Annotated in this window: 20 protein-coding genes; 18 read left to right on the top strand and 2 right to left on the bottom strand. The window is 49.7% G+C overall.

The window, feature by feature from the left end; all coding sequences use genetic code 11:
- Nucleotides 1-6 precede the first annotated feature (6 nt).
- The 15 genes from GIW82_RS04040 to GIW82_RS03970 all read left to right on the top strand — a co-directional run bounded on the left by GIW82_RS04040 (nt 7) and on the right by GIW82_RS03970 (nt 17,604).
- Nucleotides 7-882, top strand: coding sequence for a helix-turn-helix domain-containing protein (locus GIW82_RS04040; protein ID WP_154748605.1), 876 nt, complete (start codon nt 7-9; stop codon nt 880-882).
- A gap of 49 nt (nt 883-931) precedes the next feature.
- Complete coding sequence (gene pgsA / locus GIW82_RS04035; protein ID WP_154748604.1) at nt 932-1,510, top strand: CDP-diacylglycerol--glycerol-3-phosphate 3-phosphatidyltransferase; 579 nt, start codon at nt 932-934, stop codon at nt 1,508-1,510.
- Nucleotides 1,511-1,527: 17 nt separating this feature from the next.
- Nucleotides 1,528-2,781 (top strand): competence/damage-inducible protein A, encoded by a 1,254-nt coding sequence (locus tag GIW82_RS04030; RefSeq protein ID WP_154748603.1) that lies wholly within the window; start codon nt 1,528-1,530, stop codon nt 2,779-2,781.
- Nucleotides 2,782-2,955: 174 nt separating this feature from the next.
- Nucleotides 2,956-4,017 (top strand): recombinase RecA, encoded by a 1,062-nt coding sequence (gene recA / locus GIW82_RS04025; protein ID WP_154748602.1) that lies wholly within the window; start codon nt 2,956-2,958, stop codon nt 4,015-4,017.
- A 279-nt stretch (nt 4,018-4,296) separates the two neighbouring features.
- Nucleotides 4,297-5,853, top strand: coding sequence for a ribonuclease Y (gene rny, locus GIW82_RS04020; protein ID WP_154748601.1), 1,557 nt, complete (start codon nt 4,297-4,299; stop codon nt 5,851-5,853).
- Nucleotides 5,854-5,919: 66 nt separating this feature from the next.
- The gene (locus GIW82_RS04015; RefSeq protein ID WP_154748600.1) at nt 5,920-6,717 is read left to right on the top strand and encodes a TIGR00282 family metallophosphoesterase; all 798 of its coding nucleotides are present in this window, start codon (nt 5,920-5,922) and stop codon (nt 6,715-6,717) included.
- A gap of 284 nt (nt 6,718-7,001) precedes the next feature.
- The gene (locus tag GIW82_RS04010) at nt 7,002-7,433 is read left to right on the top strand and encodes a YlbF/YmcA family competence regulator (RefSeq protein WP_154748599.1); all 432 of its coding nucleotides are present in this window, start codon (nt 7,002-7,004) and stop codon (nt 7,431-7,433) included.
- 110 nt (nt 7,434-7,543) lie between these two features.
- A complete protein-coding gene (gene mutS, locus GIW82_RS04005; protein ID WP_154748598.1) occupies nt 7,544-10,069 on the top strand; it encodes a DNA mismatch repair protein MutS in 2,526 nt (841 codons plus the stop codon).
- Between the two features lie 4 nt (nt 10,070-10,073).
- A complete protein-coding gene (gene mutL, locus GIW82_RS04000) occupies nt 10,074-11,912 on the top strand; it encodes a DNA mismatch repair endonuclease MutL (RefSeq protein ID WP_154748597.1) in 1,839 nt (612 codons plus the stop codon).
- Between the two features lie 14 nt (nt 11,913-11,926).
- Nucleotides 11,927-13,417, top strand: a complete 1,491-nt coding sequence (gene glpK, locus GIW82_RS03995) for a glycerol kinase GlpK (protein ID WP_154748596.1) — start codon at nt 11,927-11,929, stop codon at nt 13,415-13,417.
- Between the two features lie 19 nt (nt 13,418-13,436).
- Complete coding sequence (locus GIW82_RS03990; RefSeq protein ID WP_154749593.1) at nt 13,437-15,101, top strand: glycerol-3-phosphate dehydrogenase/oxidase; 1,665 nt, start codon at nt 13,437-13,439, stop codon at nt 15,099-15,101.
- Nucleotides 15,098-16,018 carry an alpha/beta fold hydrolase gene (locus tag GIW82_RS03985; protein WP_154748595.1) on the top strand — a complete coding sequence of 307 codons (921 nt, stop codon included), beginning with the start codon at nt 15,098-15,100 and terminating at the stop codon, nt 16,016-16,018. The genes GIW82_RS03990 and GIW82_RS03985 overlap by 4 nt, the downstream gene beginning before the upstream one ends.
- A complete protein-coding gene (gene miaA / locus GIW82_RS03980) occupies nt 16,011-16,964 on the top strand; it encodes a tRNA (adenosine(37)-N6)-dimethylallyltransferase MiaA (protein ID WP_154748594.1) in 954 nt (317 codons plus the stop codon). Before GIW82_RS03985 ends, miaA begins: the two co-directional genes overlap by 8 nt.
- Nucleotides 16,965-16,977: 13 nt before the next feature.
- A complete protein-coding gene (gene hfq / locus GIW82_RS03975) occupies nt 16,978-17,202 on the top strand; it encodes an RNA chaperone Hfq (RefSeq protein WP_154748593.1) in 225 nt (74 codons plus the stop codon).
- A gap of 102 nt (nt 17,203-17,304) precedes the next feature.
- Complete coding sequence (locus tag GIW82_RS03970) at nt 17,305-17,604, top strand: rhodanese-like domain-containing protein (RefSeq protein ID WP_154748592.1); 300 nt, start codon at nt 17,305-17,307, stop codon at nt 17,602-17,604.
- A gap of 62 nt (nt 17,605-17,666) precedes the next feature.
- Here GIW82_RS03970 and GIW82_RS03965 read toward each other — a convergent pair whose 3' ends face one another.
- Nucleotides 17,667-18,272, bottom strand: coding sequence for a trimeric intracellular cation channel family protein (locus tag GIW82_RS03965; RefSeq protein WP_154748591.1), 606 nt, complete (start codon nt 18,270-18,272; stop codon nt 17,667-17,669).
- A 196-nt stretch (nt 18,273-18,468) separates the two neighbouring features.
- Here GIW82_RS03965 and GIW82_RS03960 point away from each other — a divergent pair, with 196 nt between their 5' ends.
- From GIW82_RS03960 to glnA, 3 genes are all read left to right on the top strand, one after another.
- Complete coding sequence (locus GIW82_RS03960; protein ID WP_370455990.1) at nt 18,469-19,689, top strand: methionine gamma-lyase family protein; 1,221 nt, start codon at nt 18,469-18,471, stop codon at nt 19,687-19,689.
- A gap of 123 nt (nt 19,690-19,812) precedes the next feature.
- A complete protein-coding gene (locus tag GIW82_RS03955) occupies nt 19,813-20,196 on the top strand; it encodes a MerR family transcriptional regulator (RefSeq protein WP_154748589.1) in 384 nt (127 codons plus the stop codon).
- 41 nt (nt 20,197-20,237) lie between these two features.
- Nucleotides 20,238-21,572 carry a type I glutamate--ammonia ligase gene (gene glnA, locus GIW82_RS03950; protein ID WP_154748588.1) on the top strand — a complete coding sequence of 445 codons (1,335 nt, stop codon included), beginning with the start codon at nt 20,238-20,240 and terminating at the stop codon, nt 21,570-21,572.
- 101 nt (nt 21,573-21,673) lie between these two features.
- Here glnA and GIW82_RS03945 read toward each other — a convergent pair whose 3' ends face one another.
- On the bottom strand, nt 21,674-22,801 hold the full coding sequence (locus GIW82_RS03945) for a tyrosine-type recombinase/integrase (RefSeq protein WP_195913936.1): 1,128 nt from the start codon (nt 22,799-22,801) through the stop codon (nt 21,674-21,676).
- Nucleotides 22,802-23,077: the final 276 nt, after the last annotated feature.

The following is a 23,077-nucleotide window of genomic DNA, read 5'->3' as shown; positions in this document are numbered from 1 at the left end:
GTCATTTTGAGCGAATTGGGAACTCGCCTGAGAGAAGCGAGAGTCGCAAAAGGGTATAGTCTAGAAGATCTGCAAGACGTCACGAAGATACAGAAACGTTATTTGGCAGGCATCGAAGAAGGTAATTACAGCATGATGCCCGGAACGTTCTATGTTCGTGCGTTCATCAAGCAATATGCAGAAGCGGTCGGACTGAATCCAGAGGAGATATTAGAACAATACAAATCAGAAGTGCCGGAGACGGTGAAAGAACCGGTACGTCCGACAATGGCTGCACCGACACCATCACGACGGGAGACTTTTTCAAGAAGTTCATCCAATCGTCTAGGCGAAGTCATGCCGATGATCCTTGTCGGACTGTTCATCGTCGTCATTTTTGCGGTTGCATGGTTCTTCTACCAGCAATTGCAGGACGGAGATTCGGCGGAGACACCTGTCAACGATGCTGGTGTCCAGTACGACGAATCGAATGATGAAGGACAGGACGGCGACGGCGCAACTGAAGAGCCGGCTGATGTAGAAGAAGAACCAGTGAAAGAGGAAGAACCGGCACAACCGGCAGCGACTCTTTCTGTAGTCGGGACACAAGGGGAAACGACGACCTATACATGGTCTGGCCCAGAAACCCGTGAAATGGTCATTACTGCTTCAGGGGCCTCATGGGTATCTGCAACAGATCATAACCAAGCCGAGTTGATGAGTCCGGCGCGGACGATGCAGGCAGGCGATTCGGAAACAATCGATTTGTCGACTGCTGAACAAGTGCGTGTGCGCCTCGGCGCAAGTGGGAACGTTACCCTTTCGATCAATGGAGAACCAATCGAATACGCAGTCGACCTCATCACGCAAAACATCATCATCCAATTTACAGACGTGCAATAGCCATCGTTCAGATGGCTATTTTTCTTGACGAACGGAAAGGAGATTCTTTATGAACATACCAAACCAGATTACGATATCCCGGATTTTACTTATTCCGGTCTTTATGGTTTTCATGCTTGTCGATTTTGATTGGGGAACAATCACTCTATTCGGCGCGACGATGCCGGTCAACCACTTTGTCGGAGGACTTATCTTCATTTTTGCTTCACTTACAGACTGGGTCGACGGATTTTACGCGAGAAAATATAACTTGGTCACGACATTCGGTAAATTCCTTGATCCACTTGCAGACAAACTGCTTGTGTCAGCGGCTTTGATCGTCCTTGTCGAAATGGGCTTTGCACCGTCATGGGTTGTCATCTTGATCATCAGCCGTGAGTTCGCAGTGACCGGTCTTCGTCTTGTTCTTGCAGGCAGCGGCGAAGTTGTCGCGGCTGGCGGACTTGGCAAAATCAAGACGACTGCCCAGATCTTAGCGATCGCTTCACTGTTGCTTTACAATACGATCTTTGTGTCGATCGGTGTGCCTTTCGGGGAAATCATGCTGTACATCGCGCTAATCTTTACGCTGTGGTCCGGCTGGGATTATTTCTATGCCAATCGCCGCGCATTGCTGGCTTCTAAATAACAGAAGGAGGGATCTGGATGAACGCAGAAATCATCGCAGTCGGTTCGGAGTTACTGCTCGGGCAGATCACAAACACGAATGCCCGTTTCCTATCGATGCACCTAGCTGAACTTGGCATCAATGTATACCACCATACGGTAGTGGGCGACAATGCCGACCAATTGGAAAAGGCGATCGCCATCGCTGAAGAGCGTGCGGACTTGATCATCTTTTCCGGCGGGCTCGGTCCGACAAAAGACGATTTGACGAAAGAGACGATCGCAAGGCATCTCGGCACTGAGCTCGCGATGGACGAAGAAGCACTCGAATCAATCGAAGAATTCTTCATACGTGCGAAACGGCCGATGACGGAGAATAATAAAAAGCAGGCGCTTGTCTTGGCAGGCAGTGACGTCCTCGTGAACCGGCACGGCATGGCACCGGGCATGTTATATAAACACGATGATCGTGTTTATATGCTGCTTCCGGGGCCGCCGAAAGAAATCGAACCAATGTTCCAGTTCGAAGCGAAGCCAAAGCTTGCGCATATGCTGAACAAAGCCGAAGTCATTCTGTCACACGTTTTGCGCTTTTACGGCATCGGGGAAGCGGAACTCGAAGACCGTTTGCAGGACATATTGGACGCACAAACAAACCCGACGATCGCACCGCTTGCATCTGACGGAGAAGTGACACTGCGCATCACCGCGAAAACCGATACGGAAGAGGAAGCATGGGAACTGATCCAAAAAGAGAAGCAAGCGATTCTCGCGCGTGTCGGTGATTACTTATACGGCTATGACGACGACTCTCTTGCTTCAAAAGTGGTGGATCTTCTCAGTGAGAGCGGAAAGACCATTTCAGCTGCAGAAAGCTTGACTGCAGGCCTATTCCAATCCGAACTTGCAGCCATTCCCGGTGCGAGCGCAGTTTTGGAAGGCGGTGTCATCACTTACAGCGAACAAGCGAAAAAGGATCAGCTGGGCCTCAGCCCGGAACTGCTCGAGCTTCATGGCACCGTCAGTGAAGACACAGCAATCGCGATGGCTGAAGCATGCCGCCGAAAATTCGGAACCGACGTCAGTGTCGCGCTAACTGGCGCGGCGGGTCCCGACGCACACGGCGATCAGCCGGCTGGCACCGTCTGGATCGGCATTGCGACCGCTGACGGAGTCAATGCGTATCGCCTGCAACTATCCGGCATGCGCAACACCAACCGATTGCGTGCAGTCAAACTTGCCCTGTCGTATTTGATTCGTACGTTAACGAATAATAAAACACGCAAAATTTAATTTTGCGTGTTTTTTCTCGGCCAAATGTGGAAAATACCTCATAGGTACAAATCAAAAATTAGAATTAACATGCAATAAGCGAATAAACGTTCGCTTTTTTCTTGTGTATTTCTCAATGAGCGAGTATAATAGAGACAGTTAGAAAAATCGTTTTTACTAAGAGGAGGACTTTTTTTGAGCGATCGTAAACAAGCGTTAGATATGGCTCTGAAACAAATAGAAAAGCAATTCGGTAAAGGTTCGGTCATGAAATTGGGAGAGAAGACGGACCGGAATATTTCAACAGTATCAAGTGGTTCTTTGGCACTCGATGCAGCACTCGGCATAGGCGGATACCCACGTGGGCGTGTCATCGAGATCTACGGACCTGAGAGTTCGGGTAAAACGACTGTCTCGCTTCATGCGATCGCAGAAGTGCAAGCATCCGGTGGAACAGCAGCGTTCATCGATGCTGAGCATGCACTTGATCCGGTCTATGCACAGAAACTTGGCGTCGACATCGACGAGCTTCTTCTGTCACAGCCTGATACAGGTGAACAAGCACTTGAAATCGCTGAAGCACTTGTGCGCAGTGGAGCAGTTGACATCGTCGTCGTCGACTCGGTTGCAGCACTTGTACCGAAAGCGGAGATCGAAGGCGAGATGGGCGATGCGCACGTCGGTCTTCAAGCGCGTCTGATGTCCCAAGCACTTCGTAAACTATCCGGCGCAATCAACAAATCCAACACAATCACGATCTTCATCAACCAAATCCGTGAGAAAGTCGGAATCATGTTCGGGAACCCGGAAGTTACACCGGGCGGCCGTGCATTGAAATTCTATTCTTCTGTCCGTCTCGAAGTAAGACGTGCGGAAGCATTGAAGAACGGCACAGAGATTATCGGAAACCGTACGAAGATCAAAGTTGTCAAAAACAAAGTGGCACCACCATTCCGTACGGCGGAAGTTGACATCATGTACGGACAAGGGATCTCACGTGAAGGTGAAATCGTCGACTTGGGTGCAGAACTTGAAATCGTCGAGAAAAGCGGTTCCTGGTATTCATACAACGGTGAACGTCTCGGACAGGGTCGTGAAAATTCAAAGCAATTCCTTCGTGAAAACGAAAATATCCGCAATGAGATTGCAGGGAGAATCCGGGAGCATTACGGAATGGCAGCGGCATCGTATTCGATTGCAGCTCTTGACGAGTCTGATAAAAAAGAAGACTTCAACTTGCTGATCGACGAAGAATAAAATCACATAGATCGGACTGCGGAGAAAAGGATTCCTTTTCTCCGCTTTTTCCATCCCGAAATAAATTAGATATGCACACCTTTCGGAAAGATGGGAATTTTCGTTCACCCGTTGCGAAAGGGCGGGAAAGCGCGGTTCCGATGGGTTGACAGCGAATCCGTCCATCTATACAATTAAAATTGTAGATTTTACTAATTTTTATTTGATTGAGTAAGACCCGTATGACAATTCACTCGTAAAAATGTAAAACTTAAAAAAAGAGCAAGGGGAGGTGTCTGAATGGTTTATGAGATCATCTTCGCTTTGCTGGGTATCATCGTCGGTGTGCTTGTTGGATTTTATGCATTGAAAAAATCAAACGATTCCAAGGTTACCGGTGCGAAACAAACTGCAGAGCAACTAGTTGAAGATGCAAAACGCGAAGCAGACGCGCTGAAAAAAGAAGCATTATTGGAAGCGAAAGACGAAAATCATAAATTGCGTACTGAAACTGAATCTGAAATTCGTGAACGCCGTGCAGAACTGCAAAAGCAGGAAAACCGGCTTCTACAAAGAGAAGAAAATTTAGATCGCAAGGATGATGCATTGAATAAAAGAGAGGCGGGACTCGAGCGTAAGGACGAGGCACTCGCTGACAGACAACAGCATATTGCTCAGATGGAAGGCAAAGCGGAAGATTTGGTTCGCCGTCAACAGACGGAGATGGAACGCATTTCATCATTGACACGGGAAGAAGCGAAAGGGATCATCCTACAGGAAGTAGAAAGCGAACTTTCAACGGATATCGCAGTCATGGTGAAAGAATCCGAATTACGCGCGAAAGAAGAAGCGGACAAGAAAGCGAAAAATATTTTGTCGCTTGCGATGCAGCGCTTTGCTGCTGACCATGTAGCGGAAACGACCGTATCGGTAGTCAACTTGCCGAACGACGAAATGAAAGGCCGCATCATCGGACGTGAAGGACGGAATATCCGTACATTGGAGACACTTACGGGCATCGACTTAATCATCGATGACACACCGGAAGCGGTTATCCTATCTGGATTCGATCCGATCCGCCGTGAAACAGCTCGTCTCGCACTTGAAAAACTTGTCTCTGATGGCCGGATTCACCCGGCACGCATCGAAGAGATGGTTGAGAAGTCGCGACGCGAAGTGGATGAGCAAATCCGTGAAATCGGTGAGCAAACGACATTCGATGTCGGTATCCACAACTTACATCCTGACTTGATCAAGATTCTTGGTCGTCTCCGTTACCGTACGAGCTACGGACAAAACGTCCTGAAACACTCAGTGGAAGTCGCATTCCTGTCTGGCTTGATGGCAGCTGAGCTAGGAGAAGACGTAACGTTAGCGAGACGCGCAGGACTTCTGCATGACATCGGGAAAGCAATCGACCATGAAGTCGAAGGTAGCCACGTTGAGATCGGTGTGGAACTTGGTACGAAGTACAAGGAACATCCGGTCGTCATCAATGCGATCGCTTCTCACCATGGCGATACGGAAGCGACTTCGGTCATCTCTGTTATCGTAGCGGCAGCGGACGCATTGTCTGCAGCGCGCCCAGGTGCACGAAGCGAGACATTGGAAAACTACATTCGCCGACTTGAAAAACTGGAAGAGATCTCTGAATCCTACGAAGGCGTCGAGAAATCATTCGCCATCCAGGCAGGACGGGAAATCCGCATTATGGTGCGTCCGGAACAGATCGATGATATGACTGCACACCGCTTAGCACGCGACATCCGCAAGCGAATCGAGGAAGAACTCGATTATCCGGGACATATTAAAGTAACGGTCATCCGTGAAACGCGCGCTGTTGAATACGCAAAATAATGAAAAGGGAAGGCTTCGGTGAATCTGTGATCAGCGAAGCCTTTTTCTTATGGGAAGAGTGATGAAATGAAGATTTTATTTATTGGAGATATCGTAGGATCGATCGGCAGAGAAGCATTGGAATCTTATTTGCCAAGGCTTAAAAGGAAATATGCACCGGATGTCATCATCGCGAACGGTGAAAACGCAGCTGCAGGACGCGGCATCACGAAATCCATCTACCAGGACTTATTGTTCATGGGAGTCGACGTCTTGACGATGGGTAATCACACATGGGATCAGAAAGAGATTTTCGACTTTATCGATGATGTCGACTACTTGATCCGTCCGGCGAACTTTTCCGAAGAAGCACCAGGGCGCGGCACGGTGTCCGTAACGAAAAACGGCGAGACGCTGACAGTCATTAACTTGCACGGACGTGTCTTTTTGCCAGCGCATGAAGATCCATTCAGAATGGCCGACGAACTGGTCAGTGAAGCACGCGAAGTATCACCTCTCGTCTTCGTCGATTTCCATGCGGAAGCGACGAGTGAGAAAATCGCGATGGGCTGGCACCTTGACGGACGCGTATCCGGCGTTGTCGGCACACACACGCACGTGCAGACAGCTGATGCCCGTATTTTGCCGGAAGGCACTGCGTATATCACGGACGTCGGCATGACTGGCCCATACGATGAAATTTTGGGCATGCAGAAGGAATCCGTCCTGTACCGCTTCAAGACGAATATGCCGACGCGTTTCGAAGTGCCGAAAAAAGGGCGTCCGGTCGTCAGCGGCTTCTTCATGGAAGCGGACGGGAAGACTGGGAAAGCGACGCATTGCGAGCGTGTTTACATTAACGCGGACTATCCGTTCGAAAGCTGACAAACATTCGTGACGAATCTTCGACAATCCGAGCACTCTCCTTGTCGTTTGGACCCATTGTTCAGTATAATAGGTAATTGGTTGAAGAGATTTTTCGTTTGTCGATGTCGTTATAAACGTAACTGTTTTTTCGGGACGCCATAAAAAGGTTCCGTATGAATTTTAACGATTTAACCTGAATCGGAATCGACAAGTTATCCAGATGAAATGAATGAAATTAAAATATGGTCACTCGACGGTGGATGGTATACGGTCGATGGAGGCCGGGAAATGGGTGTCTACGAATGGCTTATACAAAAGATCAAATCATCGAAAAAGCACGTGAAGTTGCCGACATGATCGCGGAAACGGAAGAAGTCGACTTTTTCAAACGTGCAGAAGAACAAATCAACGGAAACCAACAAATCCGTGAAAAAATCGCATCGTTGCGCAGCCTTCAAAAACAGGCTGTCAACTTCCAGGCATACGGAAAAGAACGTGCACTTGGCCTGGTCGAGAAGAAAATCGAGAAAATCGAAGAAGAAATTGACGGAGTACCAATTGTTCAAGAATTCAAACAATCACAAGTGGAAGTCAACTCACTTCTACAGCTTGTTTCAACGACAATTGCAAACCGTGTAACAAACAAAGTGATCGAATCGACAGAAGGCGATCTTCTGCGCGGTGAGACAGGTTCACGTGTTCAAAACGATGCAGGCGGCAGCAGCTGCTCTTAATCGATAACGTGTAAATGAAACGCTTGAGGGAAAATAACCTCAAGCGTTTTTCTGTCGTTTCGGACTTTGCTATAATAGGATCATCAGATCTTTTTGAAAGAGGTAAAACAATGGCGATTACTCCAATGATGCAACAATACTTACAAGTGAAGTCCGAGTACCAGGATTCATTCCTGTTTTTTCGACTTGGTGATTTTTATGAAATGTTCTATGAGGATGCGCTGAAAGCATCCCATATTCTCGAAATTACACTGACGAGCCGCGGTGGCAACGGAGAAGACCGCATCCCGATGTGCGGTGTTCCGTACCATGCGGCACAGGGCTATATCGATACGCTCATCTCGAAAGGGCATAAAGTTGCCGTTTGTGAGCAAGTGGAAGATCCGAAATTGACGAAAGGCGTCGTCAAACGGGAAGTTGTCCGCCTCATCACACCAGGGACGCATACAGAAGGCAAGAACATCGATTCGAAGACCAATCATTATTTGGCAGCTGCAGAGCCGCTGGTAGATGGCTACGCGCTGACGTATGTCGATGTCTCGACAGGCGAATCGACAGCCACCTATATCCCTGGAACGGATAGCATGCTCTTGCAGGAGTTGCGGTCATTACATATTCGCGAACTGGTCGTCTCAGAACAGTCGTATTTGCTGTTGAACGAATCAGCGCCGGAGCTTGTATTTTCCATCGAGCCAATGGAAGGAGCGGAAGTGGTGGATGAAGACATCCTCGCTGCTTGCCCGGATGATTTGAAGCAAGCCGGCAGACGCCTCCTTTCCTATATTGCACGTACGCAAAAGCAGACGCTCGGCCATATCCAGCCGTTTGTCTTTAACGAACATTCACGGCTCTTGTCGATTGATTTCCACTCGAAACGTAACTTGGAGCTACTCGAGCCGATTCGCGGGAAAGAAACGAAAGGGACGCTTCTATGGCTGCTTGATGAGACGGTGACGGCAATGGGTGGACGTAAGCTGAAACAATGGCTGCACCAGCCGTTAGCGGATCGCGCGGCAATCGAGAACCGCCAGCTCATGGTCGAAGCATTGATGAAAGAGTTTTTCGTCCGCGAAGACATTCAGCGTCTGTTGAAAGAAGTTTATGACTTGGAGCGGTTATCGGGCCGCGTCGCATTCGGCAGCGCGAGTGGTCGGGATCTTGCGCAGCTGCGCAATTCGTTGAACCGAATCCCTGGTCTGAAAGAAGTGTTGGCAGGAGCGGACACGGACATCTTGCAAGCATACGGAGAGATGCTCGACCGCTGCGAGGAAGTGTGCGCGTTACTGGAAGCGATCAGCGACAGCCCGCCACTTTCCGCAAAAGAAGGCGGCGTCATCCGTGATGGCTTTCATGCACAGTTGGATGAGTACCGGGATGCTTCAAGGAACGGCAAGCAATGGATCGCCGAACTGGAGCAAAAAGAACGCGGCTTGACCGGCATCAAAACATTGAAAATCGGTTTCAACCGTATTTTCGGTTACTTCATTGAAGTGTCAAAAGCGAATATGCACCTTGCTGATCTGGACCGGTACGAACGGAAACAAACGTTGGCAAATGCTGAACGTTACGTGACGCCGGAATTGAAAGAGAAAGAGCGCTTGATCTTAACTGCGGAAGAAGAAAGTTTGAAGCTTGAATACGAATTGTTCGTCGATATCCGGGAGCGGACGAAGGAATTCATTGACCGCATCCAGCACCTTGCTTCACTGCTAAGTGAACTTGATGTACTTGCGAGCTTATCCGAAGTGGCTGAGAAGAACCGTTTCGTGAAACCGGTGTTCCACCAATCGAAGGAAATCAACATCAAAGCAGGACGGCACCCGGTCGTCGAGAAGATGTTGAACAAGCAGCACTACGTCCCGAACGATTGTGTCTTGACGGAGCGGGAAAACATGCTGCTCATCACAGGGCCGAACATGTCCGGTAAGAGTACGTACATGCGGCAAGTGGCGCTTACGGTCATCATGGCGCAAGTCGGGAGTTTCGTTGCGGCAGAGTCTGCTGAATTGCCAATCGTCGACCAGATTTTCACGCGCATCGGTGCTGCGGATGACCTGACGTCCGGCCAAAGTACATTCATGGTCGAAATGATGGAATCTCAGTATGCCATTACACATGCGACAGAACGCAGCCTTCTGCTATTCGATGAAATCGGGCGCGGAACTTCGACGTACGATGGCATGGCGCTTGCCCAGTCGATGATCGAGTTCATCCACGAAACGATCGGGGCGAATACACTGTTTTCAACGCACTATCACGAATTGACCGTGCTCGATGAATCGTTGGAGCGGCTAGGGAATGTCCACGTTGCAGCGACCGAGCAAGGCGGGAAAGTCGTGTTCCTGCACAAAGTGAAAAAAGGACCGGCTGACCGGAGCTACGGAATCCACGTCGCGGAACTTGCAGAATTGCCGGCGACGATCATTTCGCGCGCACGTGAACTATTGAAGACATTTGAAGAAGGCAAACGGGAAGAAGAACGGCACGTCGAGCAATTGTCGATTTTCGATGAGCGGGATCCGCTGCAAGAGGAAGTGTTGCAGGCAGTAGCCGACCTTGAAGTCACGCGGATGACGCCGCTTGAAGCGCTGCAGATGCTCGATGCCCTGCAACGGAAACTTAGCGGGAAGGAGTGATTGAATGGGACGCATCCGATTGATGGAAGCACCGCTCTCCAATAAAATCGCGGCAGGGGAAGTGGTCGAACGGCCTGCTTCTGTCGTCAAAGAGCTTGTCGAAAATGCCATTGACGCCGGTGGGAAGACGATCGACGTCATCCTGTCGGAGGCGGGGCTCATGTCGATCCAGATCATCGATGACGGGGAAGGAATGGATACGAAAGACGCTGAAATGGCGTTCGCTCGTCATGCGACCAGCAAAATCATGAACGAACATGACTTGTTCCGCATCCGATCACTTGGTTTTCGGGGGGAAGCACTTGCGAGTATCGCGTCGGTCTCGAAATTGACGTTGATCACGTCGACCGGCGCGACCGGCACTTATCTGCAACTGGAAGGCGGACGTGTCGTCGAACAACGCCCAGCAGCTCTGCGCCAAGGAACCGATATAAAAGTCGATCAGCTGTTCTTCAACACACCGGCGCGCTTGAAGTACTTGAAGACGCTGCAGACGGAACTCGGCCACTCGATCGATCTCATGAACCGCTTTGCGCTCAGTTATCCGGACATCGCCTTCAAGCTCGTCCATGACGGCAAGACGATCTTGCAGACAGCTGGGAGCGGCGATTTGAAGCGGGTGCTCGCGGATATTTACGGCACCGCAATCGCGCGGAAAATGATTCCGTTTTCCGGTGAATCTGCCGATTATCATGTGTCCGGATTCGCATCACTTCCGGAAATCACGCGTGCCAACAAAAACTACATCTCCATTTTCGTCAATGGCCGTTGGGTTAAGCATTACGCCATCGCCAATACGATCTATAAGGCATACCATACATTCTTACCGCTGGAGCGGCAACCGATCGTTGCGATCAACATTCAAGGCGACCCTTATTTGACAGACGTCAACGTCCATCCTGCCAAGCAGCAAATCCGCTTGAGTAAGGAAAAAGAACTGATGGAACTCATCCACACGACGATTCATCAAGCGATCCGGCAGGCAGTACGGGCACCGGAAGTGAGAAAAGAACAACCGAAACGGCCGAAGCATGCTCCGACAGCGCAGCTGGACTTGTGGAAATCGTTCCAAAGCGTCAAGGAACCAACCATTTCACACACGCTTCCAGAACAAACGGAGCAAGAAACCGTCGAAGTGGAAGCGCCGAGAGAAGAAACTGTCGCAGCCGAAATTGAATATACCGAAGTTACTCCGCCTGACTTGCCGACACAGCAGCAGGAAGAGACGCTGCCCGAAATCGATGACGAAGCGCCGCAATTCCCTGAACTGGAAGTGGTCGGGCAAGTGCACGGCACGTATATCGTGGCGCAGAGCACGGACGGGTTTTACTTGATCGACCAACATGCTGCACAAGAGCGGATTAAGTATGAGTATTTCAGGGAAAAGGTAGGAGACATCGATGCGGATGAGCGTCAAGCACTGCTGTTGCCGCTGACGTTCCATTATAGCCGTGATGAAGCGCTCCGCTTGAAAGAAAACATGCTGGCGCTCGCGGAAGGCGGGGTCTTCCTGGAAGAGTTCGGCGACACATCTTTCGTGGTCCGGGAATACCCGACATGGTTCCCGCGCGGCTTCGAGCAGGAAGTCATTGAAGAGCTGATCGAGCAAGTGCTGAAGAATCGGAAGACCGATGTACGTAAGTTGCGGGAGGACGCTGCGATCATGATGAGCTGCAAACGCTCGATCAAAGCGAATCATTTCTTGCAGAAACACGAAATGGAGCAGCTGCTGAAGGATTTGAAGCTGGCAGAGCAACCATTCACATGTCCGCACGGTCGTCCGGTCATCGTTCATTTCCGGACCTATGATATCGAGAAGATGTTTAAACGCGTCATGAACTGACAGGAGGAGATGGCATGGAAAAGTACATTTTAGCGATCGACCAAGGAACGACGAGTTCACGGGCGATTTTATTCAATAAAAAAGGGGAAGTATTCCACTCGGCACAGCGGGAGTTCAAGCAAACGTTCCGAAAGCCTGGCTGGGTCGAGCATAATGCGAACGAGATTTGGGGAACGGTTCTGTCAGTGCTCGCAGCTGTTTTGACAGAGAGCGGCACGAGCGAAAACCAGATCGACGCAATCGGCATTACGAATCAACGGGAGACGACCGTCGTCTGGAATAAGAAGACAGGACAACCGGTTGCACCGGCGATCGTTTGGCAATCACGCCAGACACAGCCAATCATCGATGCGTTAAAAGAAGAAGGGCTTAAAGACTGGTTCCGCAAGAAGACCGGCTTGCTTCTCGATCCATATTTTTCCGGGACGAAAGTGAAATGGATCCTGGACGAAACGGACGGCGCACGCGAGCTTGCAGAAGAAGGGAACTTACTGTTCGGGACAATTGATTCGTGGCTCGTCTGGAAGCTGACGGATGGCAAGACGCATGTCACCGACTATTCGAATGCGTCCAGAACGTTGCTGTACAACATCCATGAGCTAAAGTGGGACGAAGAAATCTGTGCCAAGCTCGACGTTCCGCTGTCGATGCTGCCGGAAGTGAAATCCTCTTCCGAAGTGTATGCGAAGACGGACCGCTCGACATTTTTTGGTGCTGAAATTCCGATTGCCGGTATTGCCGGTGACCAGCAAGCAGCGCTATTCGGACAGAACTGCGTCGAGAAAGGCATGGCCAAGAATACATACGGCACCGGCTGTTTCTTGCTGATGAATACTGGGGAACAGGCGGTCGATTCCGAAAATGGCCTGCTGACAACAATTGCGTGGGGATATGGGGGGAAAGTGAACTACGCCCTTGAAGGCAGTGTCTTCGTCGCCGGCTCGGCAATCCAGTGGCTGCGGGACGGCATGCGGATGTTGAAGGACGCGAAAGATTCGGAGGACTACGCGAAGCGTGTGGATTCTACGAACGGTGTGTATGTCGTGCCGGCGTTTGTCGGACTCGGCACGCCGTACTGGGATTCGGACGCCCGTGGAGCGGTGTTCGGCATGACCCGTGGAACGGAAAAAGAACATTTTATCCGTGCCACACTGGAGTCTCTCGCTTATCAGACGAAGGATGTCCTCGATTGCATGGAGCAGGACTCAGGCATTAAAGTGAGTGACTTGCGCGTCGACGGCGGTGCAGTCGGTAATTCCTTCCTCATGCAGTTCCAGGCGGATCTCTTACAGAAACAAGTCGAACTGGCAAGGCTCAATGAAACGACTGCGCTCGGCGCAGCGTTCCTCGCAGGACTCGCGACCGGTTACTGGAGCAGCATGGAAGAAGTATGTGAACTGTCGACCATCCAGAAGACGTACAAACCGTCGATGGAAGTCGGGCAGGCAGAGGAGCTGTACAAAGGATGGACGAAAGCGGTCGCGGCCGCTAGGCATTTCAAATAATCTACGGAAAGGGACGATGATGATGTTCTCAGCTGACAAACGAAATGAATTAAAAAACCGTTTGAAGAACGAAGAATTCGATCTGGCGGTAATCGGAGGAGGGATCACAGGAGCGGGAATTGCGCTCGACGCTGCCACGCGCGGACTGTCGGTTGCGTTGATCGAGATGCAGGACTTTGCCTCCGGAACTTCGAGCCGCTCGACGAAATTGATTCACGGAGGCCTTCGGTATTTGAAGAACCTGGAGTTCCGGATGGTGGCGGAAGTCGGTCGGGAACGCGAAATCGTCTATGAAAATGCACCGCACGTGACAGAACCGAATCGGCTAGTGCTTCCTTTCTATAAAGGGGGGACATTCGGTCCGCTTACCACAGCGGCCGCGCTGAAAGTTTATGACAAATTGGCGGGGGTCAAAAAAGGCGAGCGCCGCAAAATGCTGTCTGCCGAGGAAGCTGCGGAGCGGGAACCATTGCTCCGTAAAGAAGGGTTGAAAGGTGCCGGCACGTATGTCGAATACCGGACGGATGATGCACGGCTGACGATCGAAGTGCTGAAGAAAGCGGCTGAATACGGTGCCGTGTGCTTAAACTATGCAGCAGCGGAAGATTTTCTTTATGAAAATGCGAAAGTCTCAGGAATCGAAGCGCGAGACCTTGTAGCGGATGAAGCGTTCGATATCAAAGCAAAAGTCGTTGTCAACGCAGCTGGTCCATGGACGGACGGCTTGCGCCAAATCGATTCTGCTGCCGCACAGAAGCAAATCGTCTGGACTAAGGGCTCGCACATCGTCGTGGAACAGCGTGACTTCCCGCTACACAATCCGGTTTATTTCGATGCACCGGACGGACGGATGGTGTTCGCGATTCCACGGGATACGAAAATCTACATCGGCACGACCGATACATTTTATGAAGCAGATCTCATCTCGCCGGAAACGGACGCAGAAGACATCAAGTATTTGATCGAAGCGGTCAAACACCAATTCCCGGACGTTTCTTTGACGGTGGATCAAGTGGAGTCGACATGGGCTGGCGTCCGTTCGTTAATCAGCGAGCCGAACAAAGGCCCGTCGGAAATTTCCCGGAAAGATGAAATTTGGGAGTCGGAAAACGGGCTCCTATCCATTGCAGGCGGAAAATTGACAGGTTACCGAAAAATGGGCGAGACCATCGTCGACCGGGTCGATGCTGCACTGAAGAAAAAAGGGCATAAGAGCGTCGGCAAATCCCGAACGAAAAAGCTGGCACTGTCCGGTGGGGATTTCGGTGGGTCGCGCAATTTCACGAAATTCGTCAAATCGGCAGCCCTGCGTGGAGGGGAATTCAATTTGCCGCTCCACGATGCACGCATGTTCGCCCAGTTCTTCGGAACTAATGCGTTCAAAGTGTTCGAAATCTACCGGGACTTGCCTGCATCCATCGAAGGAAACTTGCCGCGGACACTTGCTGCTACGGTCGAATACGGCATCCAGGAGGAAATGACCTATACGCCTGCCGATTTCTTCGTCAGACGAACTGGCGACCTTTATTTCCATTTGGACGATGTCCTCCGGTTCAAGGAAGGCGTCCTTGCGTATATGGCGGCACGTCTCGGTTACTCAATCGAAGAGTCGGAGCGTTACCGCCGGGAGCTCGATGATGCGATCCAGGTGGCAAGCAGACATCGTCAGGGGGTGAGCGAATGATCATCGAACGGAACTTCGTCCGTGCAAGTGACGGGCACGAAATTTATTATGTGCTGTACAAGCAGGATCACCCCGCGCACCACATCCATCTGATGCACGGGATGTCTGAACATATCGGCCGATACGACGCCTTCGCTCGTTTCCTGGTTGCGCGTGGTTTCTCGGTCTCAGGACACGATCACCGCGGGCATGGCAGGACTGCCGAACGCAATGGAATGCTCGGTTATTTTGCACCGGTCGACGGGTTCAGCCGTGTGGTGGAAGATGCGCGGCAAGTCATTGAACATGTAAAGAAAGGGACCGGGGAGCAGCCCTTTACTTTGTTCGGCCACTCGATGGGCTCGTTCGTTGCGAGAAGATTCATCCAGTTGGATAGTGATCTCCTTTCGTCGGTCGTTTTAAGTGGGACTGGCGGGGATCCAGGTCCACTCCGGCTGGCTGGCCTTGCGTTAGCACGCGGTTCCGCTAAGTGGATGGGGAAAGAAGCGGTGAATCCGGCGTTGACGAAATTGACGTTCGGTCAATTCAATGCGAAGTTCCGGCACGAAGGCTCCGAGTTTTCCTGGCTGACGACGGACCGCAGTGCAGTAGGTGCTTATGAGGAGGATCCGCTATGTGGCTTCCAAATGACGAACCAATTTTACGTCGACTTGTTCGAAGGGCTTGGCGTCATCAATCGAAAAGATGAAATCGCCCGCATCCGGAAAGATTTACCGATTACACTCATTTCCGGCAATGACGACCCAGTCGGGGATTCCGGAAAAGGCGTTTTTCTGACAGCAAGGCAGTACCGCGATGCAGGGATCCAAAACCTTGTTGTACAGCTAGTCGAAGGGAAGCGTCATGAATTGCTACATGAAACGAATAAAGAGCAGCAATACGAGCTGTTTCATAAATGGATGGTGCAGTATGGATAGAGTTATCGCAATCGTCGGTCCCACGGCTTCAGGGAAGACAGCGCTCAGCGTCGCGCTCGCGAAGCGGCTGGACGGCGAAATCATTAACGGGGATTCGATGCAGGTATACCGGGAACTATCGATCGGCACCGCAAAAATCAAACCGGAAGAAATGAAAGGCATTCCACATCATCTGCTCGATATACGCGACCCGGACGAATCGTTTTCGGTCGCGGATTTCCAGCGGCTTGTCCGCGAGAAAATCAGTGAAATCACTGCGCGCGGCAAGTTGCCGATCATTGTTGGAGGTTCTGGCTTATATGTGCAAGCTGTCTTGTTCGACTACCGGTTCCCGGACAATAAAGTCGATGAAGAGCTGCGCAATCGCTTGAATGAGCAGCTGGAAGAAAAGGGACCACTACATATGCATGCGGAATTGATGCGCTTCGCACCGAAAGTGGATATTCATCCGAATAACACGCGGCGTGTCATACGGGCACTTGAGATCGCCATGTCCGGTGACGAACAACCAAACCGTCAGCAAGGGTTGGAGCCGCTTTACGACAGCACGATCATCGGCTTGGATATCCCGCGGGATGTATTGTACGAACGCATCAATGAACGCGTCGACGCGATGGTCGCGGAAGGGTTGCTGGAAGAAGTGCGCGGATTACACGCAAAAGGCTTGCGTGACGTGCAGTCGGTCCAAGCAATCGGTTATAAGGAATTGTATGCGTATTTGGATAACCGCGTGGAACTGGAAGAGGCATATTCCAAGCTGAAACAAAATTCGAGACGCTATGCAAAGCGGCAATTTACGTATTTCAAAAACAAATTACCGATCGAGTGGATGGATGCGCTTGAGGGAACAGAACACAATATCCAAAAAATTATCCATATTTTGAAGGATAAAGAAAGCACGTGTCGAAAAGAAGTAGAGGTGGACAAAAAAGAACTGGGTCGATAAGGGGGATAAAAAGATGAAAGCGGTCAATATCCAAGATGTCTATTTGAATCAGCTCCGTAAAAACAATATTTTTGTAACAGTCTTCTTACTCAATGGCTTCCAATTGAAAGGCACTATTAAATCTTACGATAACTTCACGGTGCTGGTTGAGACGGACGGCAAACAGCAACTAATCTATAAGCATGCCATCTCTACATTTTCACCGGCAAAACCGGTATCGATCGAACACCAGGAATAAGTGCGCAGCCGGATGATGAGTCCGGCTGTCTTTTTTATTGACAGAGATGCTAGTCGCCGACTAAGCTAAGTTTTGGATACATAAATCGAAGGAGTGATTCGGATGAAGACAATCTCAACAAAAGAATTGCAAGACCGTCTAGAAGCAGGCGAACAATTGAACGTCATCGATGTAAGGGAAGATGATGAAGTGGCAGTAGGGATGATTGAAGGTGCGAAGCATATCCCGCTTGGCGAAGTGGAAGAGCGGGCGAATGAACTGGATGCAGGACAGGAATATTTCCTCGTATGCCGTGCCGGTCGCCGCAGCGAAATGGCATGTGGCATCCTTGAAGAAAAAGGGTTTCAAACAGTGAACGTTGAAGGTGGAATGACAGACTGGGCTGGCGAAACAATCGCTTAATCCATTAAAAAACTGGCACGGAAAGCGGATATCCGCTCCCATGCCAGTTTTTCTATTTCTGTTCAATCTTCCGACAGCTTCCGTGTCGGAAGGCGCCATTTGTACATAAAGGATAGGATGCGCAAAATCGAAATCAAGACGAAGAGAACGATGAGCATTACATCTGTCTGGAACACGCCGATGCCAATCAATAGGCCCGCGATCGCAGCCCAGACGGCGTAAATCTCGGCGCGCAGGACGAGGGGTTTCCGGCCGGCGAGCATATCCCGGATGATTCCGCCACCGGAACCTGTCAAGACTGCAGCGACGATGACCGCATAGACAGGCAGCTCTAATTCAACTGCGAACATGGCGCCTTGGACTGCAAATGCTGACAGTCCGATGGCATCGAAAAAGTTGCCCCACCGGTTCCAGTGAGATAGCAGCTTTTTCGGGAATAAAAACATCAACGTCACCGAAGCGAGTGCTAACTGAAATAGCAGCTCTTGCTCCCACAGTGCAGAAATCGGTACGCCGATCAGCAAGTTTCGGACAGCCCCGCCACCGAACGCCGTGACGACGCCGAGAAGGTACACACCGAATATGTCGTATTCTTCTTCCATCGCAATGATCGCCCCCGAAACCGCGAACGCGACGGTACCGATTGCACTGAATATTTCCCAAGCCATTTTCAACAATCCTTTCGGCAGCAACTGTATGAATTGTAGCAGAATTTGACGCAATTTCAAGTTCGGTTGCATAATAGACAAGTGAAACAAAAATAGCTGCATGGGAATCAAAAAGATTCTGACAAAAGTGGCAGTGGAAAAACGATCCGGATTCGTACAGGATCAAAGAGAATAGGGGATTCTAATGATTAATTTAATGAAAGAAATCGAACAAAATATTCAAGGCGAACTGCAGTTGGCAGATGATGTCGCACTGTTCAACCAGCAAAAAGTGCTGCGTGCTTTCCAAGAACAGCACGTGAGCGACCATCACTTCAATCCGTCGACTGGTTACGGCTACGACGACGAAGGAAGGGATACATTGGAGCGCGTCTATGCAGATGTGTTCGGAGCGGAAGCGGCACTTGTCCGTCCGCAGATCATTTCAGGTACCCATGCAATCACTTTATCACTTTTCGGTGTCTTGCGACCAGGAGATGAACTGATTTATATTACGGGCCAGCCATATGATACGCTCGCTTCGATCGTTTCAGGCGGCGGGAAAGACACAGGCTCGTTGAAAGACTTCGATATTTCTTACCGCCACATCGATTTGACTGAAGATCACGACATCGACTGGGCAGCTGTTGAAGCAGCTGTTTCTGAAAAAACGAAAATGATCGCCATCCAGCGTTCACGTGGTTACGACACGCGTCCATCCTTCACGATCGAGAAAATCCGTGAAATGATTGATTGCGTCCGCACGATTGTTCCAGAATCGGTCATCTTCGTCGACAACTGCTACGGAGAATTCGTCGAGACGCTGGAGCCGACAGAAGTTGGCGCAGACTTGATGGCAGGCTCACTCATTAAGAATCCAGGTGGTGGAATGGCAAAAACGGGTGGATATATTGCAGGGAAAGCAGATATTGTTGAAAAATGTGCTTATCGTATGACTTCTCCGGGTATAGGAGGAGAGGCGGGAGCTTCATTGAACGCTTTGCCGGATATGTACCAAGGGTTTTTCATGGCACCCCATATCGTTTCGCAGTCATTGAAAGGTGCAATATATACCGCTGCGCTACTCGATTCATTCGGAATGGTGACTTCACCTCACCACACGGCACCGCGTACGGACTTGATTCAATCTGTGTCGTTCAAGACAGCAGAGCAAATGATTCGTTTCTGCCAGTCCATCCAGGCGAACTCACCGGTTAATGCACGCTTTGCACCAGAACCGGCGTATATGCCAGGTTACGCTGATGACGTCATCATGGCGGCTGGAACATTCGTCCAAGGATCCAGCATCGAATTGACAGCAGACGGTCCGATCCGTCCACCTTACACTGCATTCATCCAAGGTGGATTAACGTACGAACATGTCAAAATAGCAGTGACAAATTCGGTCAAACGACTGCAAGAAGACAATTTATTATGAACCTAATCCCGCATGTTTCATGCGGGTAAAATTTTGTGTTAGAAAACCTAACATTGATTTGACAGGAGAATTAACATCATTTATAATAAGTTGAGTAAAGAGATGAAAGTAAAGGTGAAACATATGACAAACCGGTTGCGCCGTTCGATGCCGTTATTACCGATTAGCATCGTCATGCAATTGACGGAATTGACTGCACGTCAGATTCGTTATTATGAAGAGCATGGACTTGTGGCTCCTGCTCGGACGGATGGAAACAAGCGGATGTTTTCGCTGAACGACGTGGACGTGCTGCTTGAGATCAAAGATTTTTTGGATGAAGGACTGAATCTGGCCGGCATCAAGAAATTATTTGAGTTAAAAAATCAGCCAGCCGCTGCGACAATGCCGAAACCTGCATTAACGGATGATGATCTGCGTGCGATCTTGAGAGAAGAAATGATCCATTCGCACTACCGCGGGCGAGGAAGTTTACGAAGTGGGGATTTGGCCCGTTTCTTCCAATAGGAACAGGCCTTACATAAAAATTATAGGAGAGTGAAAAGAAGATGGGGAAGTATACGAAAGATGACATTAGACAGCTTGTAGAAAAAGAACAGGTGAATTTCATTCGCTTGCAGTTCACGGATGTACTAGGAATCATTAAGAACGTGGAAATTCCGACTTCTCAGTTGGACAAAGCACTCGACAATAAAATGATGTTCGACGGATCTTCGATCGATGGCTTTGTGCGCATCGAAGAATCCGATATGTACTTGTATCCTGACCTTGATACATGGGTGATCTTCCCATGGATTACAGGGAAAGGGAAAGTGGCACGTCTGATCTGTGACATCTATAGCCCTGACGGCAAGCCATTCGCTGGTGACCCGCGTACGAACTTGAAGCGTGTGTTGAAAGAGATGGAAGACTTAGGGTTCACGCATTTCAACCTTGGCCCGGAACCGGAATTCTTCCTGTTCAAACTGGATGAGCGCGGTGAGCCATCACTCGATTTGAATGACAACGGCGGCTACTTTGACTTGGCACCAGTCGATCTTGGGGAAAACTGCCGACGTGACATCGTCCTTGAACTTGAGGAGATGGGCTTCGAAATCGAAGCATCCCACCACGAAGTGGCACCTGGTCAGCACGAAATCGACTTCAAATACCGCGATGCGATCCGTGCATGTGACGATATCCAGACATTCAAGCTGGTCGTCAAAACAATTGCACGTAAACATGGTCTGCACGCGACATTCATGCCGAAACCATTGTTCGGTGTCAGTGGATCAGGCATGCACATGAACATTTCGCTCTTCAATGGAAAGGTCAACACATTCCTTGATGAAGATGGCGATATGAAGCTGAGCAAGACTGCTTATCAGTTCATGGCTGGTATCTTGAAGCACGCGAAAGCATTCACGGCTGTCACGAACCCGACGGTCAACTCATACAAGCGCCTAGTGCCTGGTTATGAAGCACCTTGTTACGTCGCATGGTCCGGCCAGAACCGTAGCCCATTGGTACGTGTACCAGCTTCACGCGGCCTGTCGACACGTGTGGAAGTCCGTTCGGTGGATCCATCGGCGAACCCATACTTGGCAATGGCAACATTGCTTGGTGCTGGACTTGACGGCATCAAGAACGAATTGGAGCCACCAGCACCAGTTGATCGCAACATCTATGCGATGAACCGCAAAGAACGCGAAGCAGTCGGAATCGAGGATCTGCCAGCGACGTTGTACGCTGCAATCCGCGAGCTGGAAAACAACCAAGTCATCATCAACTCACTCGGCTCACACATTTTCAAGAACTTCGTGGAAGCGAAAGAGATCGAATGGGATATGTTCAGAACAAGTGTACATCCTTGGGAACGTGAACAATATCTGAAAATGTATTAATCAGCAAACCGTTGGGGCTCTAAGGCTCCAACGGTTTTTCTATTTCCCCTAAAACAATGAAATGGGGCAAGAAGTTGAATCTGCCCCATTTTTGCCCCATTTTATTTTAAATTCTGCATGTAATCCTCAAATTTATCGATTGAACGCTTTTCTATCGTTTTCGAAACATGACTGTATGTGTCGCTCGTAATAGCGAAACTGCCATGACCCAATCGCTCCTGAATGTACTTCATATCAGCGCCGGCTTCGATCAGCATAACTGCATGTGTGTGACGAGTGGAGTGGATAGGGAGTACCGGTGCCCCAACTTTCTCTAAACACGACTTAAACGCATTGTACAATGTGGATTTCGGCAGCGGCGTCCCATCGTCTCGGCAGAAAACGAGGTTCAGATCATGGCGATAGGCATCTCCTAAGTATAACTTTCGCTGATTTTGGTATTTCAAATGCTCCTGCAGTTCAATCATGAATGATTTCCTCATTTTAACGATTCGCTTGGAGGCTAACTTCTTAACCGGTCCCAATAATGGATCGCCTTCCTCGGGCTGAAAGTCCAGTGTCTCGGTGATATTCAAGGTGCCTTCCTTCCAATCAATATCAGACCATTGCAATGCAGCCGCTTCACCTTTTCGCAAACCGCTTTCAAACAAGCATTTGAAAAACAAGCCATAAATTTGCCCACGTTTGTATGCCTGTTTATAAAACGACGAGAGGAAGGAAGGATCTAGGAACTTCAGATCGGTTGTTTCGTTTTTCCGGATATGAACATCTTGCGCGGGGTTACTGACCAAGTACTTATAGATAATTGCTCGCTTGAATACTTGGTAGCAGACGTTATGGACTCGCCTGGCAGATTCAATCGATAAATTCTTTTCGGTAAGGCTATCAATGAATTCCTGGTACTTCTTCGGGGTAAGTTTTCGGAGCGTAATCACGCCGAAGTATGGAATTGCATGTTTTTCGAGTGCGTTCCGGTAAGTGCGATACGTATTCGGCCGCAATTTCCCTTTGACGTGGTTGTCCAGCCAGTGTTGAGCAAAGTCAGCGAATACAATTTCTCCGAGCTCCATACCATTCATAATCTTCCGTTCTCGATCAAGCGAGGCCTGCTTCGCTTCTCCCTTCGTTTTAAATCCAGCTTCGGTAAATTCGCGCATTTTATTCGTATAGGGGTCTTTCACGCGAATCCTATATTGCCACGTCTTGCCCCTCTTGCGGAAACTTGCCATCACAATCCCTCCTTTAAATTCATGATTTACGACTGTCATGTATATCGCAAGACGATTTAATATACAAATTCATAGTTCTTCTTCCGGGTTGGACTCTTCAAGGCTGATCGAGTTGTTGGATGGCATACGGTACCCGATAATCTCAGTGAACAGCTTCCCATCCATTTCTTTGATTTTTCCCATTATCGGTATGCCGGTCAAATGATAGTTCGGCTGTTTTCTGGGCTCATTGGGATGTAACTGAATGTATTTTTTCTTTTTCACTATTTTCTCCTC

Source organism: Planomicrobium sp. YIM 101495 (assembly GCF_009707665.1).
Lineage (GTDB): Bacteria > Bacillota > Bacilli > Bacillales_A > Planococcaceae > Planococcus.
The sequence above is the reverse complement of the archived record's forward strand: the minus strand, read 5'-3'. Positions and strand labels throughout refer to the sequence as shown.